The sequence below is a fragment of the Inquilinus limosus genome (assembly GCF_002195995.1).
GTDB lineage: Bacteria > Pseudomonadota > Alphaproteobacteria > DSM-16000 > Inquilinaceae > Inquilinus > Inquilinus limosus_C.
Map to the genome: position 1 here is coordinate 1 of NZ_NHON01000044.1, position 14414 is coordinate 14414.

The 14414-nt window shown below is 69.8% G+C and carries 12 protein-coding genes, 1 tRNA gene and 1 pseudogene; 7 read left to right on the forward strand and 7 right to left on the reverse strand.

Going from position 1 to position 14414, the window contains the following annotated elements:
• The 3 genes from BWR60_RS37745 to BWR60_RS21375 all read left to right on the forward strand — a co-directional run.
• Positions 1 to 340, forward strand: a 340-nt coding sequence (locus BWR60_RS37745; RefSeq protein WP_218823608.1) for a hypothetical protein, incomplete at its 5' end; no start/stop codon positions are given.
• Positions 337 to 1350 (forward strand): serine hydrolase domain-containing protein, encoded by a 1014-nt coding sequence (locus BWR60_RS21370; RefSeq protein ID WP_088153041.1) that lies wholly within the window; start codon positions 337 to 339, stop codon positions 1348 to 1350. The genes BWR60_RS37745 and BWR60_RS21370, both read left to right, overlap by 4 nt.
• Before the next feature lie 264 nt (positions 1351 to 1614).
• Positions 1615 to 3420, forward strand: a complete 1806-nt coding sequence (locus BWR60_RS21375) for a M2 family metallopeptidase (RefSeq protein ID WP_088153042.1) — start codon at positions 1615 to 1617, stop codon at positions 3418 to 3420.
• A gap of 176 nt (positions 3421 to 3596) precedes the next feature.
• Here the strand turns inward: BWR60_RS21375 and BWR60_RS21380 are convergent, their stop codons facing one another.
• From BWR60_RS21380 to BWR60_RS21405, 6 genes are all read right to left on the reverse strand, one after another.
• Positions 3597 to 4958 carry a glutamine synthetase family protein gene (locus BWR60_RS21380; protein ID WP_230983132.1) on the reverse strand — a complete coding sequence of 454 codons (1362 nt, stop codon included), beginning with the start codon at positions 4956 to 4958 and terminating at the stop codon, positions 3597 to 3599.
• 14 nt (positions 4959 to 4972) lie between these two features.
• Positions 4973 to 6328, reverse strand: coding sequence for an aspartate aminotransferase family protein (locus BWR60_RS21385; protein WP_088153043.1), 1356 nt, complete (start codon positions 6326 to 6328; stop codon positions 4973 to 4975).
• Between the two features lie 84 nt (positions 6329 to 6412).
• Complete coding sequence (locus tag BWR60_RS21390; protein ID WP_088153044.1) at positions 6413 to 6871, reverse strand: GNAT family N-acetyltransferase; 459 nt, start codon at positions 6869 to 6871, stop codon at positions 6413 to 6415.
• 4 nt (positions 6872 to 6875) lie between these two features.
• Entirely contained in the window at positions 6876 to 8495 is a 1620-nt protein-coding gene (locus BWR60_RS21395) for a bifunctional aspartate transaminase/aspartate 4-decarboxylase (protein WP_088153045.1), read from the reverse strand.
• An 11-nt stretch (positions 8496 to 8506) separates the two neighbouring features.
• The gene (gene aspT, locus BWR60_RS21400; RefSeq protein ID WP_088153046.1) at positions 8507 to 10189 is read right to left on the reverse strand and encodes an aspartate-alanine antiporter; all 1683 of its coding nucleotides are present in this window, start codon (positions 10187 to 10189) and stop codon (positions 8507 to 8509) included.
• 182 nt (positions 10190 to 10371) lie between these two features.
• Positions 10372 to 10445 (reverse strand) — tRNA-Gly (locus tag BWR60_RS21405).
• Between the two features lie 140 nt (positions 10446 to 10585).
• Here BWR60_RS21405 and recR point away from each other — a divergent pair.
• Positions 10586 to 11176, forward strand: coding sequence for a recombination mediator RecR (recR, locus tag BWR60_RS21410; RefSeq protein ID WP_088153047.1), 591 nt, complete (start codon positions 10586 to 10588; stop codon positions 11174 to 11176).
• A gap of 15 nt (positions 11177 to 11191) precedes the next feature.
• Here recR and BWR60_RS21415 read toward each other — a convergent pair whose 3' ends face one another.
• Positions 11192 to 11656 (reverse strand): Lrp/AsnC family transcriptional regulator, encoded by a 465-nt coding sequence (locus BWR60_RS21415; RefSeq protein WP_088153048.1) that lies wholly within the window; start codon positions 11654 to 11656, stop codon positions 11192 to 11194.
• Between the two features lie 92 nt (positions 11657 to 11748).
• On the opposite strand from BWR60_RS21415, the gene BWR60_RS21420 reads away from it, so the two are divergent.
• From BWR60_RS21420 to BWR60_RS39010, 3 genes and pseudogenes are all read left to right on the forward strand, one after another.
• The gene (locus tag BWR60_RS21420; protein ID WP_088153049.1) at positions 11749 to 12615 is read left to right on the forward strand and encodes an EamA family transporter; all 867 of its coding nucleotides are present in this window, start codon (positions 11749 to 11751) and stop codon (positions 12613 to 12615) included.
• 637 nt (positions 12616 to 13252) lie between these two features.
• The gene (locus BWR60_RS39005; RefSeq protein ID WP_088153050.1) at positions 13253 to 13912 is read left to right on the forward strand and encodes a M10 family metallopeptidase C-terminal domain-containing protein; all 660 of its coding nucleotides are present in this window, start codon (positions 13253 to 13255) and stop codon (positions 13910 to 13912) included.
• Positions 13801 to 14118 (forward strand): annotated as a pseudogene (locus tag BWR60_RS39010) (M10 family metallopeptidase C-terminal domain-containing protein); the annotation flags it as partial. The gene BWR60_RS39005 and the pseudogene BWR60_RS39010, both read left to right, overlap by 112 nt.
• Positions 14119 to 14414 lie beyond the last annotated feature (296 nt).

Below are 14414 nucleotides of genomic sequence, written 5' to 3' on the forward strand. Positions count from 1 at the left end.
CACCGTGCCGTCCTTCTGGCTCGGGGCGCTGCTGATCTACCTGTTCCACGGCGTGTTCCCGGCCTTCCCGGCGATCGGCTTCGTGCCGCTGGCCGATGACCCGCGCGGCGTGAGCGCCTTGCTGATCGCCACTCGTTCTCGAGTCCCCCCACCCCTCGCCGGAGGGGGCAAGGGGGAGGGGGTTGTCGATCGAGGGGCGTGGTCTTATTCAATCCTGACACATCGCCACGGCCTGATGCCGACCACCGGCTTCGGTTCCAACGGTGCGAACCCCCTCCCCCTWSCCCCCTCCCGCGAGGGGAGGGGGGACTTCATCAGGTTGCCGGACTCCCTCGAATGACCCTTGCCGCCGCGGCCGATGCCGCCTTCGCCCTGATCGATGAAGCGATCGACGCCGGCCGCATCCCCGGCGCAGTGCTGGGGCTGGTGACCCGTGACGGCGACCGCGCGATCCGCTTCGGCGGCCAGGCCGTGCTGGTGCCGCAGCTGGTGCCCCTGGCCGAGGACACGCTGTTCGACCTGGCCAGCCTGACCAAGGTGATCCTGACCGCCACCGAAGTGCTGCGGCTGGTCGAACAGGGGCGTGTCGACCTGTCCGACCCGCTGGCGCTGCACCTGCCGGACCTGCGCCAGTACCAGCCCGAGCACTGGGTGCGGCAGGTCACCATCCGCCAGCTGCTGTCCCACCGCTCCGGCCTGCCGGCGGTGGAGCCGCTGTACACCTGGGGCAACGACGCCGAGACGCTGAAGGCACTGGTGCTGCAGAAGGACTGGACCGCCGGCGCCGACGGCTATTCCGACGTCAACTACGTGCTGCTGGGCATCCTGGTCGAGCGGCTGCGGGACAAGCCGCTGCGCGACCTGCTGCCGCCCGGCGACTTCGCCGTCAGCCCCGGCCCGGCCCGCGCCGCCGCCACCGAGCGCTGCACCTGGCGCGGCCGGGTGATGCGCGGCGAGGTGCATGACGAGAACGCCTATGCCCTGGGCGGCCTGGCCGGCCATGCCGGGCTGTTCGGCAGCGCCGCCGCGGTGCTGGACTTCGCCCGGGCCTTCCTGGCCGAGGAGGTGCTGCGGCCGGCCACCATCGCCGAGATGCTGCGCGCCGAGGGCCATCCGCACGGCCTGGGCTGGCAGGTGCGGCACGAGGGCTGGTCCGGCGGGTCGCTGTGCTCGCCCGACACCATCGGCCACACCGGCTTCACCGGCACGGCGATGTGGATCGACCTGGAGCGCGGCCACGCCTGGACGCTGCTGACCAACCGGGTGCACCCGTCGCGCCATGTCGAGACCGGCATCCAGGCCCTGCGCCGAGGCGTGTCGAACGCCGTGTCGGCTGCCTGGCCGTTTTAGGTCAGGGAGCGGACTGGGGTCAGAAGCCCTTTTTCGTCATGGCGAGGAGCGTAGCGACGTGGCCATCCAAGGGGGCGGCGCCGCTGGATGGCCGCGCCCCTTCGGGGCTCGCCATGACGGGTTGATATTTCGGGCACCGCTCTGCCCGGCAACGCGGCGATTGACAGGCGATTTCCCTCCCGTTTCCATGGGCGCAATCGGTCCGGCCATGGAGAGAAGGCCGGCAATTTCTCATAAAATTCAATGCATAGGGGGACCGTTCCGATGAGATCCCGCCTGCTGGCCGCCGGCACAGCCGCGGCCGCCCTGCTGTGGGGCATCGCCGCCCCGGCCCAGACCGCTGCGCCGACCCCGGAAGAGGCCCGCGCCTTCGTCGACAAGGCCGAGGCCGACCTGGCCGCCACCAGCGAATATCTCAACAAGGCGTCCTGGGTGCGCGCCACCTTCATCACCGACGACACCCAGTGGCTGGAAGCCAAGGCCAATGGCGAATGGACCGAGAAGACCAGCGCCTATGCCAAGCAGGCGTCGCGCTTCGACGGCCTCACGCTCGACCCTGTCACCCGGCGCAAGCTCGACATCCTGAAGCGCAACCTGGTGCTGCCGGCGCCGGACCGGCCGGGTGCCGCGCGCGAGCTGGCGACGCTGAGCACCAAGCTGGATTCCATCTACTCCACCGGCGAGTTCCAGCTGCAGGGCAAGACCCTGACCCTGAGCGACGCCGAGGACATCCTGGCCGCCTCGCGCGACCCGGCCGAGACCAGGGCGGTGTGGGAGGGCTGGCATTCGATCGCGCCGGTGATGCGGCCGGACTATGCAAGGCTGGTGGCGCTGGCAAATGAGGGATCGACGGCGCTGGGCTATGCCGACACCGGCGCCCTCTGGCGCTCCGGCTACGACATGCCGGCCGACGATTTCGCCGCCGAGACCGACCGGCTGTGGGGCCAGGTCGAGCCCTTCTACAAGAACCTGCACTGCTATGTCCGCGGCCGGCTGAACGCGCAATACGGCGACGCGGTGCAGCCGAAGACCGGGCCGATCCGCGCCGACCTGCTGGGCAACATGTGGGCCCAGTCCTGGGGCAACATCTACGACCTGGTGGCGCCGCAGGACGAGGCCGAGGGCTACAGCCTGGACAAGCTGCTGGTCGCCCAGGGCTACGACGCCACGAAGATGGTGAAGACCGGCGAGGCCTTCTACACCTCGCTCGGCCTGGCGCCTTTGCCGGAGACCTTCTGGCAGCGGTCGCAGATCGTGCGGCCGGAGGGGCGCGACGTCGTCTGCCACGCCTCGGCCTGGGACCTCGACGACCGCGACGACGTCCGCATCAAGATGTGCACCAAGATCAATGGCGAGGATTTCTACACCGTCCACCACGAGCTGGGGCACAACTACTATCAGCGCGCCTACAAAGGCCAGCCCTACATCTTCAAGAACGGGGCCAATGACGGGTTCCACGAGGCGATCGGCGATTTCGTCGGGCTGTCGGCGCTGACCCCGACCTACCTGAACCAGATCGGCCTCTTGGACAAGGTGCCGGGCGCCGAGGGCGACATCCCGTTCCTCTTGAAGATGGCGCTCGACAAGATCGCCTTCCTGCCCTTCGGCCTGCTGGTCGACCGCTGGCGCTGGGAGGTGTTCGCTGGCCAAGCCAAGCCGGAACAGTACAACGATGCCTGGTGGGCGCTGCGCTTGAAGTACCAGGGTCTGGTGCCGCCGGGGCCACGCCCGGCCGACGCCTTCGACCCCGGCGCCAAGTACCACATCCCCGGCAACACGCCCTATATGCGGTACTTCCTGGCGGCGATCTACCAGTTCCAGTTCCACCGCGCCGCCTGCCAGCAGGCCGGCTGGACCGGGCCGCTGCATCGCTGCTCGGTCTACGGCAACAAGGAGGTCGGCGAGCGCTTCAACGCGATGCTGGAGATGGGCCAGTCCAAGCCGTGGCCGGACGAGCTGGAGGCCTTCACCGGCGCGCGCGAGACCGACGCCAGCGCCGTGGTCGAGTACTTCACACCCCTGAACGCCTGGCTGACCGAGCAGAACAAGGGCGAGAGCTGCGGGTGGTGACGGGTCGACATTCCTTTTGCCTCTCCCGCTTGCGGGAGAGGTCGGAGACGCGAAGCGGCTCAGGGTGAGGGGATTTTGTCGAGGCCAGGACCAGCCCTCACCCGGTCGCCCTTCGGGCGCCCGACCTCTCCCGCCAGGCGGGAGAGGCAATCCGTTCTTCGGCCGAGCGCCGTCCCTCACACCACCTTGACGTACCAATCGAAATCCAGCGGCGGCACCTGGCTGTGGAAGCGCCGGTACTCGGCCAGCTTGATCTTGGCGAAGGCGTCGACGAAGGCGTCGCCGAGATAGTCGCGCATCAGCGCCGACTCCCGGAAGTCGCGGATCGAATCGAGCCAGTTCGGCGGGATGTCCGAGGCCGGGGTGCCGTAGCCGTTGCCGGTCACCGGCGGGCCGGGGTCGCGCCGGTCGAGGATGCCGCGATGCATCCCGGCCAGCGCCGCCGCCAGCGCCAGATACGGGTTGGCGTCGGCGCCCGCCACCCGGTGCTCGACATGCTTGGCCGCCGGCGGGCCGATCGGAACGCGCAGCGCCACGGTGCGGTTGTTGACGCCCCAGGTCGGCGCCAGCGGCGCGTAGCTGAGGGTCTGGAACCGGCGGTAGGAGTTGGCGTTGGGCGCGAACACCAGCATGCCGTCGCGGATCGTCGCCCCCATGCCGCCGATGGCGTGGCGCAGCAGCTCGTCCCCGCCCTCGGCCGCGAAGCGGTTGCCGCCGTCGCCATCCGCCAGGCTGATGTGCAGATGGGTGCCGCTGCCGGTCTCGCCGGCATAGGGCTTGGCCATGAAGGTGGCCTCCATCCCGTGCCGCTTCGCCACGGCGCGGACCAGCCGCTTGTACATGATGGCGTCGTCGGCCGCCCGCAGCGCGTCGGCGCGGTGCTTCAGGTTGATCTCGACCTGGCCCGGCGCGTATTCGCTGATCGCGGTGTCGGCCGGCAGGCCCTGGATCTCGCAGCAGGCGTAGAGATCGGCCAGGAAATCGCCGAGCTCGTCGAGATCGGCGACGCCATAGGCCTGCTTGCCGCTGCTGGCGCCCTGCGGCGGGACCGGCCGCCCGGTCTCGCGCCAGGACGCGTCGAAGACATAGAATTCCAGCTCCACCGCCACCACCGGGTGCAGGCCATCGGCGGCCAGCCGCGACACCACCCGGGCCAGCACTTGGCGCGGGTCGTAGGCCGAGGGCGTGCCGTCCAGCTCGAACAGGGTCAGCAGGACCTGGGCGGAGGGCTCGGCCTTCCACGGCACCGGCACCAGCGTGCCGGGCACGGGGCGGGCAGTGCGGTCGGCGTCGCCGTCCTCCCACACCAGTCCGGTCTCCTCCACATCCGCCCCGGTGATGTCGAGGCTGATGATCGAGCCGGGCATGTAGCGGCCGTTGCGCCAGATCCGCTCCAGCTCGCCGACCGGGATGCGCTTGCCGCGCTGCACGCCGCAGGCATCGGTCAGCAGGATGTCGACGAAGCGGACGTCGCGGTGCCGGGCCAGGAAGTCCAGGCACTCCTCGGCGGGATCGGCGCCTTTGGTCATATCGGGCATGTCCGGTCCTCCCCTCAGGCGTGGCCGGCCAGCGCCGCGGCGCAGGCGTCGAAGGCGTCGTGGAAGCGGGCGATCTGCGCCTCCGTCGTGGCCGGGCTGGTCAGCATCATGTTGTGGAACGGCGCGATCAGGATGCCGCGGTTGATCAGGAACAGGTTCACCAGCTGCTCCAGATCCGGCCGCATCGCCGCCGCGGCCTCGCTGCCGCTGCGATAGGGTGTGGGCGTGAAGTGGAACTCGACCCGGGCGCCGATCTGGGTGACGTGCCAGGCCAGGCCATGGCGCGCCACCGCGGCCTCGATCCCGGCAGCCAGACCTCTGGCGCGGTCGACCATGCCGGCATAGGCGGCCTCGGTCATCACCTCCTCCAGCATCGCCCTGAGCGCGCGCATGGCGAGCGCATTGGCCGAGAGGGTGGTGCCCATGCCGCTATGGCCGTGCGGCACGCCGGCCTCGACCCGGCGCATCCGTGCCTCGATCTCGGCGGTGAAGCCGTAGACGCCGCAGGGGATGCCGCCGGCGATCGGCTTGCCGAGGGTGAAGACATCAGGCTCCAGCCCGTATTCCCGGGTCCAGCCGCCGGGGCCGGTCGAGATGGTGTGGGTCTCGTCGATCACCAGCAGCGTGCCGTGCCGGCGCGTCAGGTCGCGCAGGGCCGCGTGGAAGCCCGGCTCCGGCAGCACCATGCCGATATTGGTCAGCGCCGGCTCGGTGATGACGCAGGCGACGTCGCCCGGCGCCAGCGCCGCCTCCAGCCCCGCGAGATCGTTGAACTCGACCACCTTGGTGGTGGCGGTCAGGTCGGTCGCCTGGCCCAGCAGGCCGGGGCGGTGCACGGCGCGGCCATCCTCCAGCCGCACGAAGGTGTCGTCGACCGTGCCGTGATAGCAGCCGTTGAACACCAGGATCTTCGACCGGCCGGTGATCGCGCGCGCCCAGCGCAGCACGAAGCGGTTGGCATCGGTCGCGGTCGTGGTCACCTGCCAGAACGGCAGGCCGAAACGCCGGGCCAGGGCCTCGGCGGCGGCAACGCCGTCCTCGGTCGGCAGCATGGCGGTGACGCCGCGGGCGATCTGGTCGGACACCGCGCGCACCACCGGCGCCGGCGAATGGCCGAACATCGACCCGGTGTCGCCCAGGCAGAAATCGACGTAGTGGTGGCCGTCGGCGTCGATGAGCTCCGCGCCCCTCGCCTCGGCCATGAACAGCGGAAAGGGCGTGGCCCAGTCGCGCATCCAGTGCAGCGGCACGCCGCCGGGAAAGGCCTCCGCCGCCCGCTCCGCCAGGCGCCGCGAGGCGGGGTTCGCCGCCGTGTAGCGATCGAGCTCCGCCCGCATCAGGCCCTCGATCACCTTGCCCGCATGGTTCATGTCCTGCCTCCCTCCTAGGTATGTGGCGCCGGAGAGATTAGGGGGAGGCGCCGGCGAGCGGAACGGGTCCCGACCGCGGGACCGTCATGCTGTCGGTCGGCCGGGTCCTTCGCCGGAGGGGGACAGGGCTTTCCGCAGGAAGAACCGGTCGTGGCCGGGTGGATAGTCCGGCAGCGTGCCGAACACCTCGTAGCCGTGCTGCCGGTAGAACCCCGGCGCCTGGAAGCCGTGCGTGTCCAGCCAGGCGCCCCGGCAGCCGCGCCGCCGCGCGATGTCCTCGGCCTGCGCCAGCAGCCGCGAGCCGAGGCCCCGGCGCCGCAGCCCCGGCGGCACGAACAGGAGCTCGACCAGCAGCCAGCCATAGGCGGTGCCGCCCCACAGCCCGCCGACCGTGGCGCCGCCGTCCGGATCCCGGATCAGCAACGCCAGCGGCCGGTAGCCGGATGGTCCGGCCACGGCGTCGTTGAAGGCGAACAGCGCGCGGGCGATGGCGTCGCGGTCGGACGGGCCGGGCTGGTGTGGGACCGTGATGGTCGGAGCCATCGGCCTATTTCTTCTTCCCCGCCGCCTGGAACCGCTCGACATACTCCGCCATCAGGGTGCGGATCGCGGTGCCGATCTTGACGTAGTCGGTCTCGTTGAGGTTGGCGAGCGACACCCGGGCCGAAGGATGCAGCGTGCCGAAGCCGCGGCCGGGCAGCAGCACCACGCCGCTGTCCCTGGCCAGGCGGAACAGCACCTCCTGCGGCCTGGTGTTCTTCATGAACCAGTCGACGAATTTGCGGCCATGCAGCCGTGTGCCCAGCACCTCGAGGTCGAGGATGGTGTAGTAGTCGACCGAGTTCTCATCCTCCTCCACCGTCACCCCCGCCGCCTGGTACAAAGCGGCCTTGCGGCGGCGGATGATCCGCTTCATCGCCTTCTTGTAGGAATCGGGCTCGTCCATCAGGCAGAACAGCGAGAACAGCACCATCTGCACCTGCTGCGGCGTCGACAGGCCGGCCGTGTGGTTCAGCGCCACGGTGCGGCTGTCGGCCACCACCCGGTCGATGAAGGGCAGGTGCCGCGGGTCGGTGGTGATCGAGGCGTAGCGCTCGTCCAGCTCCTTCTGCACCTTGGCCGGCAGCCTGGCGATGCTGCGGTCGAGCACGTTGTCCCGGTGGGTGGCGATCACGCCGAGGCGCCAGCCGGTGGCGCCGAAATACTTCGAGTAGGAATAGACCAGGATGGTGTTCCGCGGGCAGGTCGCGAACAGCGAGACGAAGTCGTCGGCGAAGGTGCCGTAGACGTCGTCGGTCAGCAGGATCAGGTCGGGCCGCTTGGCCACGATCTCCTGCAGCCGCTTCAGATTGGCCGCGCCCAGCTTGACCGAGGGCGGGTTGGACGGGTTGACCAGGAAGAAGGCCTTCACCTTCGGGTCGAGCAGCTTGTCGAGCTCCTTGTCGTCGTACTGCCAGCCCTTCTCCGGGTCGGCGTCCAGCCCGACCTCGACCAGCTTGTAGTCGTTGAGATGCGGGATCTCGATATAGGGGGTGAAGATCGGCAGGCCGATGGCGATCGCATCGCCCGGCGCCAGCAGCCGGTTTTCGCGCAGGCTGTTGAACAGATAGGTCATCGCCGCGGTGCCGCCCTCGACCGCGTAGAGGTCGAAATCGCCGGTGAAGGGCTGGCGGCCGATCATCTCCTTCCGCAGGTACTGGCCGACGATTTTCTCGCTGAGCACCAGCATCCGGTCGGGCACCGGGTAGTTGCAGGCCAGGATGCCCTCGCACATCTCGTACAGGAAATCGCCGGCGGAGAGGCCGAGCTGGTCGCGGACATAGGAGACGGCGCCGACCAGGAAGGACACGCCGGGCACGTCCTTGTGAGCGCGGGCGAAGATCTCGAACCGCTCCTCTATGCCGTCGCGCTTCGGGAAGCCGCCGACCCCTTCCGGCATATAGGCGAAGGAGCGCTCGGCCTCGGTCATGGCGAACAGGCCGAGCTGGAAGAAGCCGTGCCGCGGCACGGTCGCCAGGAAATTCGGGTTGCCGCGGCCGGCGTTCAGCATCATCCGGTCGGCGTCGCTCCTGGCCAGCTGGATCAGCGCGTCCTTCAGCTCGAACGGGCTGAGCTTGGCGAGCGAGACGGCGGTCTTCTCGTCGATGGCGGGTGCGGTGTCGTTCATGATGGCTCTCCTCAAACCAGACCGACCACGAGCGGGCCGAGGATGGTCAGCAGCACATTGGCCATGGCGTAGGTGATGGCGAAGGGCACGGTCGGCACCGAGTTGCCGGCCTTGTCGAGCACGGCGCCGAAGGCCGGGTTGGCGCTGCGCGAGCCGGACAGGGCGCCGGCCAGGATGGCGGCGTTGTCGTAGCGCAGCACGTAGCGTCCGAAGAGCAGGGTCAGGACCAGCGGCACCAGCGTGACCACGAGGCCGAGCACGAAGATCGCGGCGCCGCTCTGCTGCAGCGTGGTCCAGGCCTGGGCGCCGGAGGACAGGCCGACGCAGGCGACGAAGGCGGCGAGGCCGAAATCCTTCAGGATCTGGCCGGCCGCCGAGGGCATCGCGCCGAAGGTCGGGTGCTTGGCGCGCAGCCAGCCGAAGACGAGGCCGGACAGGAGCGCGCCGCCGCCGCTGCCGAGGGTCAGCGGGATGCCGCCGACCCGCGCGGTGATCAGGCCGACCAGCAGGCCGAGCAGGATGCCGAGGCCGAGATAGACGAAATCGGTCTTGTCGCTGGGCGCGATCTCGTAGCCGAGCAGCCTGGCCGCCCGGTCGACATCGGAGGCAGCGCCCTGCAGCGTGATCACGTCGCCGTGATGCAGCGCGGTGCCGTCCAGCACCGGCAGCGGCCGCTCCATCCGGGTGATGCCGGCGATATAGACGCCGTGCTTGGCCGCGGCGTCGGCCTGGGCCTTGAGCTCGCCGATCGTCCTGCCATTGGCGCCGGGGCGGGTGAAGACCACGTCGCGGAGATGCAGCACCATCTCCATGCCGACTGTGGCCGGTTCCTCTGTGCCGATCGCCGGCGCCGCCGCGACCACCGCCTCGCGCCGGCCGACCACCAGCACGTGGTCGCCGGGCTCGAGCCGCAGCCCGGGGTCGAGCGCCGGCGCCTCGTCGCCGCGGCGCACCCGCTCGATGGTGATCCCCGGCGCCGCGGCCTCGATCTCGCCGACCGTCCGCCCGGCGGCGGCGGTGACGGCATAGGTGCGGCCGACCAGCGCCGGCGCCGCGGCGACGTCGCCGCGGCCCAGCACCGCGCCGCCGCCGGCCAGCGCCCGCTCCGCCTTCACCGCATCCTCGCGGATGTCGCGGCCGAACAGGCGCGGGATCAGGATCAGGCAGACCAGGATCGGCCCCAGCGAGCCGAAGATGTAGGTCACGGCGTAGCCGATCGCGATCTCGGCCTGCTGGCGCGCCACCTCGTCGGCCGGCAGGCCGAGGCGGTTCAGCGTGTCGCCGGCGGTGCCGATGATCGCCGACTGGGTCAGCCCGCCGGCGGCGATGCCGGCCGCCAGCCCCTTGTCCAGCCCGCCGATCCGGGCGCAGAGGATGACGGTGACCAGCGCGGTCGCCGCCAGGAACACGGCGAGCGCGATCTCGCGCAGCGCCGAGCGGTTCAGCGAATTGAAGAATTGCGGGCCGCTCTCGAAGCCGACGGCGTAGATGAACAGGGCGAAGGCCACCGCCTTGATGCCGGGGTCGATCGTCACGCCGACCTGGCTGATCAGCACCGCGGCGATCAGCGAGCCGGCGACCCCGCCGAACTGGAATCGCCCGAACTGGATCTTGCCGACCGCGTAGCCGATCGCCAGCGACAGGAACAGCGCCGCCTCTGGCGAGGCTTTGAATAAATTATGAAGTATTTCCATGCGTGTGCTCCATCATCTGGAGGCGCTACATGACCATCGTCGAAGACGCCAGTGGCGTCATCCAAACTCCCACGCTCTGAATACTATGGTAATCGCTGCCGCGATTACGGCCGAATCATAGCACGAATCGGCAGTGCCGGGCGTCGACGGCAGGGCGCGAGGGCGGCGATTTCAGGAGAGGCTGGAGCGGGTGAAGGGAATCGAACCCTCGTCGTAAGCTTGGGAAGCTTCTGCTCTACCATTGAGCTACACCCGCGCGCCGTCGGTTATAGGCGAAGCGCCGATGCCGTTCAAGGCGCCTCGGTGCGATCGTGGCAGGTCGGGTTTTGCCCGCTGTGCTACGACGATGCGTCGGATAGGATCGCGGCACGGCAACGCCGACGAAATGGAGCGCGGATGAGCGGCGAGATCGCCACTGTGATGGACCTGCTGGCAAGGCTGCCGGGGCTGGGGCCCCGCTCGGCCCGCCGGATCGCGCTGCACCTGCTGCGCCACCGAGACACGGTCATGCGCCCGCTGGCCGAGGCGCTGGAGGCGGCGGCCGAGGCCATCGTGCCCTGCTCGATCTGCGGCAATCTCGACACCATCGACCCCTGCCCGATCTGCAGCGACCCGACCCGCGATGCCGGGGTGATCTGCGTGGTCGAGCAGGTGGCCGACCTGTGGGCGCTGGAGCGGGCGCGCGCCTTCCGCGGCCGTTACCACGTGCTGGGCGGCACGCTGTCGGCGATCGACGGTGTCGGGCCGGAGGACCTGGCGATCCCGCGCCTCCTGGCCCGCGCCCGCGAGCCGGGCGTGACCGAGGTGATCCTGGCCCTGAACGCCACGGTCGACGGCCAGACCACCGCGCATTACCTGGCCGAGAAGCTGGAGGGCGCCGGGCCCAGCATCACCCGGCTGGCCCACGGCGTGCCGGTGGGCGGCGAGCTGGACTATCTCGACGACGGCACGCTGGTCGCCGCCCTGCGCTCGCGCCGCGGGCTGTAGGACCGGCCCCGGGTTCTACCCCGGCAGCGGCGGGTCGCGCGGCGGCACCGGGGTCGACTGGACGATCGAGGTGGTGGTCTGGCCATGCGCCAGGAAGCGGTCGAGCAGCCGGTCCAGCGTCTCGATCGCCTCGACATGCACCTTCAGGATGAAGCAGTCCTCGCCGGTGATGCGGTGGCACTCCGCCACCTGCGGCATCGCCCGCGCCAGCTCGGCGATCTTCGGCACCTGCCCCGGCATCGGCCGGATGCGGACGAAGACGGTCAGCGGGTAGCCGAGCGCCTTCGGCTCCAGCTCCAGCCGCCAGCCGCGGATCACCCCCGCCTCCTCCAGCCGCAGCAGCCGCTCGCGCACCGCCGGCGCCGACATGCCGATGCGCCGCGCCAGCTCGGCCGTGCCCAGCCGCGGCTCGGCCTGCAGCAGGCGGATCAAGGCGAGGTTCCGGTCATCCGCGAGCAGCGGCGAGAGCTGAAAGGTCAATTCGATAAATCTCCTTCGAAGCGAAGGCCGAAGGCTGCATCCGGCTTCGCCTGATCATGGGCCGCTTCGCCGGGACATGCAAAGCTTCGGGCATGTCGACCTCCGAAGCGTCCCGCGCCGCACCGCTGGCGCGGCGGGTGCCGCCGCAGCTGTTCTTCGTGATCAGCGCCGTGTTCCACTATCTGGGGCCGGCCTGCGCCGTGCTGCTGTTCGCCCGGGTGGAGGTGCTGGGCGTCGCCTGGCTGCGCATCGCCGCCGCCGCCCTGGTCTTCACGCTGTGGCGCCGGCCCTGGCGGCTGTGGCGGCGCAGCAGCCCGGCCGACCGCCGCACCCTGCTGGCGCTGGGCCTGGTGCTGGCGGCGATGAATGGCTGCTTCTACCTGGCCATCGCCCGGCTGCCGCTGGCCACGGTCGGCGCCATCGAGTTCCTGGGGCCGATCGGCCTGGCGCTGGCGGGGCTGCACAGCCGGCGCAACGTCGTGGCGCTGGGCCTGGCGGCGGCCGGCGTCGCGATGCTGACCCAGCTGCGGCTGGAGGGCGACGCGCTGGGCTACGCCCTGGCCTTCGCCAATGGCGGGCTGTTCGTCGGCTACATCATGCTGGGGCATCGCGTCGCCGGGGCCGGCGGCGTCGACGGGCTGGCCGTGGCCATGCTGGTGGCGCTGGCCGCGATCAGCCCGATCGCCCTGGGCCCGGCGCTGCCGGCGCTCGCCGACCCGGCGCTGCTGCTGGCCGGCATCGGGGTCGGCATCGCCTCCTCGGTCATCCCCTATGTCTGCGACCAGCTGGCCATGGCCCGGCTGCCCCGTGCCAGCTTCGCGCTGATGCTGTCGCTGCTGCCGGCCACCGCCGCCGGGATCGGCGTCCTGGTGCTGGGACAGGTCCCCTCGCCGCGGGAGCTGGCCGGGATCGGCCTGGTGATGGCGGGTGTCGCCCTGCACCGGGCCGCCAGGGCCTGAAGCGCGGGGCCGCGGCGGCGATTCGGAAAAGCCCGCTAAATTGTCGGATTGGGACGACAATCTCACCCTGGTGACACAATCGCGCCACCATCCCCCGATATCCAGGCTGACAAGCGCAGTGATGACACGGCCCTGATCCCGGCGTCCTCGCAAGCAGCCCGCCGGCGGCACGTCCGGCCTGCGGAACCATCCGATCGAACGGCGCCCGCCGACCGGCGGGCCATCCAGGGCGGATTGCCGATCGGAGAATGGCCGCGGTATGTTCCAATTTGAATCAAATTATATGCAATGAGCGTGGGGGAGCATCTTGGATGTCATCCGCTTGATCGAAACGAGGCCTGGGACGGCATGGAAGCGGCCCTCGGCGTCCCGCATCCCGATGGCAGCGACATCGCACGCGGCGGGCCGAAGCCCCGGCCGCCCGAGGGGCCTGCGCCTCCTCCTGTAGCACCTCCGGCGCCGGCAAGGCCGGCCGCTCCCTGAGACATCCGACACGGCGCCGCTTCCGCCCATCGCACGGAAGCGGGCGGGGACGCCTTCCACAACGGAAGGTGCCTGCAGCGCCGTCGTGCCCGGCGCCCCGCGCCGCGGCCATCCGCAGGCAGCCGCCTGCATCGTGCAAAAAGGGGAAACAGCAATGGCAGACTACATCGGTACCGACAGCAGCGAGACGATTGTCGGCGGCTCCGGCAACGACAAGATCATCGGCCGCGGCGGCAATGACACGCTGACGGGTGGGGGCGGCAACGATGTCTTCGCCTATGACACCCGGTCCTTCGGCAGCGACACGATCACCGACTTCAACACCAATGGCGACAAGATCGACCTGTCGTTCCTCAAGGTCGCCGATCTCGCCAGCCTGCAGCCCTTCATGCAGCAGGACGGCGCGGACGTCGTCATCACCCTCGGCTATTTCAGCAACACCGAGATCATCCGCCTGCAGAACGTCTCGCTGGCCAGCCTCAGCGCCAGCGACTTCGTCTTCAACACCTCCACCGCCGCGATCACCGCCACCGGCACCGCCTATCGCGACACCANGACGTCGTCATCACCCTCGGCTATTTCAGCAACACCGAGATCATCCGCCTGCAGAACGTCTCGCTGGCCAGCCTCAGCGCCAGCGACTTCGTCTTCAACACCTCCACCGCCGCGATCACCGCCACCGGCACCGCCTATCGCGACACCATGTTCGGCGGCAACGGCAACGACACCCTTTCCGGTGGCGACGGCAGCGACAACCTCGTCGGCGGCGCCGGCACCGACCGGCTGGTCGGCGGCTCCGGCGACGACTGGATGATGGGCGGCGCCGGCAACGACGTCTTCGCCTACAACACCCGGTCCTTCGGCAGCGACACCATCGCCGATTTCAACACCAACGGCGACAGGATCGACCTGTCCTTCCTCAAGGTCGCCGATCTCGGCAGCCTGCAGCCCTTCATGCAGCAGGACGCCGACGACGTCGTCATCACCCTCGGCTATTTCAGCAACACCGAGATCATCCGCCTGCAGAACGTCTCGCTGGCCAGCCTCAGCGCCAGCGACTTCGTCTTCAACACCTCCACCGCCGCGATCACCGCCACCGGCACCGCCTATCGCGACACCANGGCGCCGGCAACGACGTCTTCGCCTACAACACCCGGTCCTTCGGCAGCGACACCATCGCCGACTTCAACACCAACGGCGACAGGATCGACCTGTCCTTCCTCAAGGTCGCCGATCTCGGCAGCCTGCAGCCCTTCATGCAGCAGGACGCCGACGACGTCGTCATCACCCTCGGCTATTTCAGCAACACCGAGGTC

Coding starts and splice junctions, on each gene's coding strand:
- BWR60_RS21370 (WP_088153041.1), top strand. CDS start 337: ATGACCCTTGCCGCCGCGGCCGATGCCGCCTTCGCCCTGATCGATGAA.
- BWR60_RS21375 (WP_088153042.1), top strand. CDS start 1,615: ATGAGATCCCGCCTGCTGGCCGCCGGCACAGCCGCGGCCGCCCTGCTG.
- BWR60_RS21380 (WP_230983132.1), bottom strand. CDS start 4,958: ATGCCCGATATGACCAAAGGCGCCGATCCCGCCGAGGAGTGCCTGGAC.
- BWR60_RS21385 (WP_088153043.1), bottom strand. CDS start 6,328: ATGAACCATGCGGGCAAGGTGATCGAGGGCCTGATGCGGGCGGAGCTC.
- BWR60_RS21390 (WP_088153044.1), bottom strand. CDS start 6,871: ATGGCTCCGACCATCACGGTCCCACACCAGCCCGGCCCGTCCGACCGC.
- BWR60_RS21395 (WP_088153045.1), bottom strand. CDS start 8,495: ATGAACGACACCGCACCCGCCATCGACGAGAAGACCGCCGTCTCGCTC.
- aspT (WP_088153046.1), bottom strand. CDS start 10,189: ATGGAAATACTTCATAATTTATTCAAAGCCTCGCCAGAGGCGGCGCTG.
- recR (WP_088153047.1), top strand. CDS start 10,586: ATGAGCGGCGAGATCGCCACTGTGATGGACCTGCTGGCAAGGCTGCCG.
- BWR60_RS21420 (WP_088153049.1), top strand. CDS start 11,749: ATGTCGACCTCCGAAGCGTCCCGCGCCGCACCGCTGGCGCGGCGGGTG.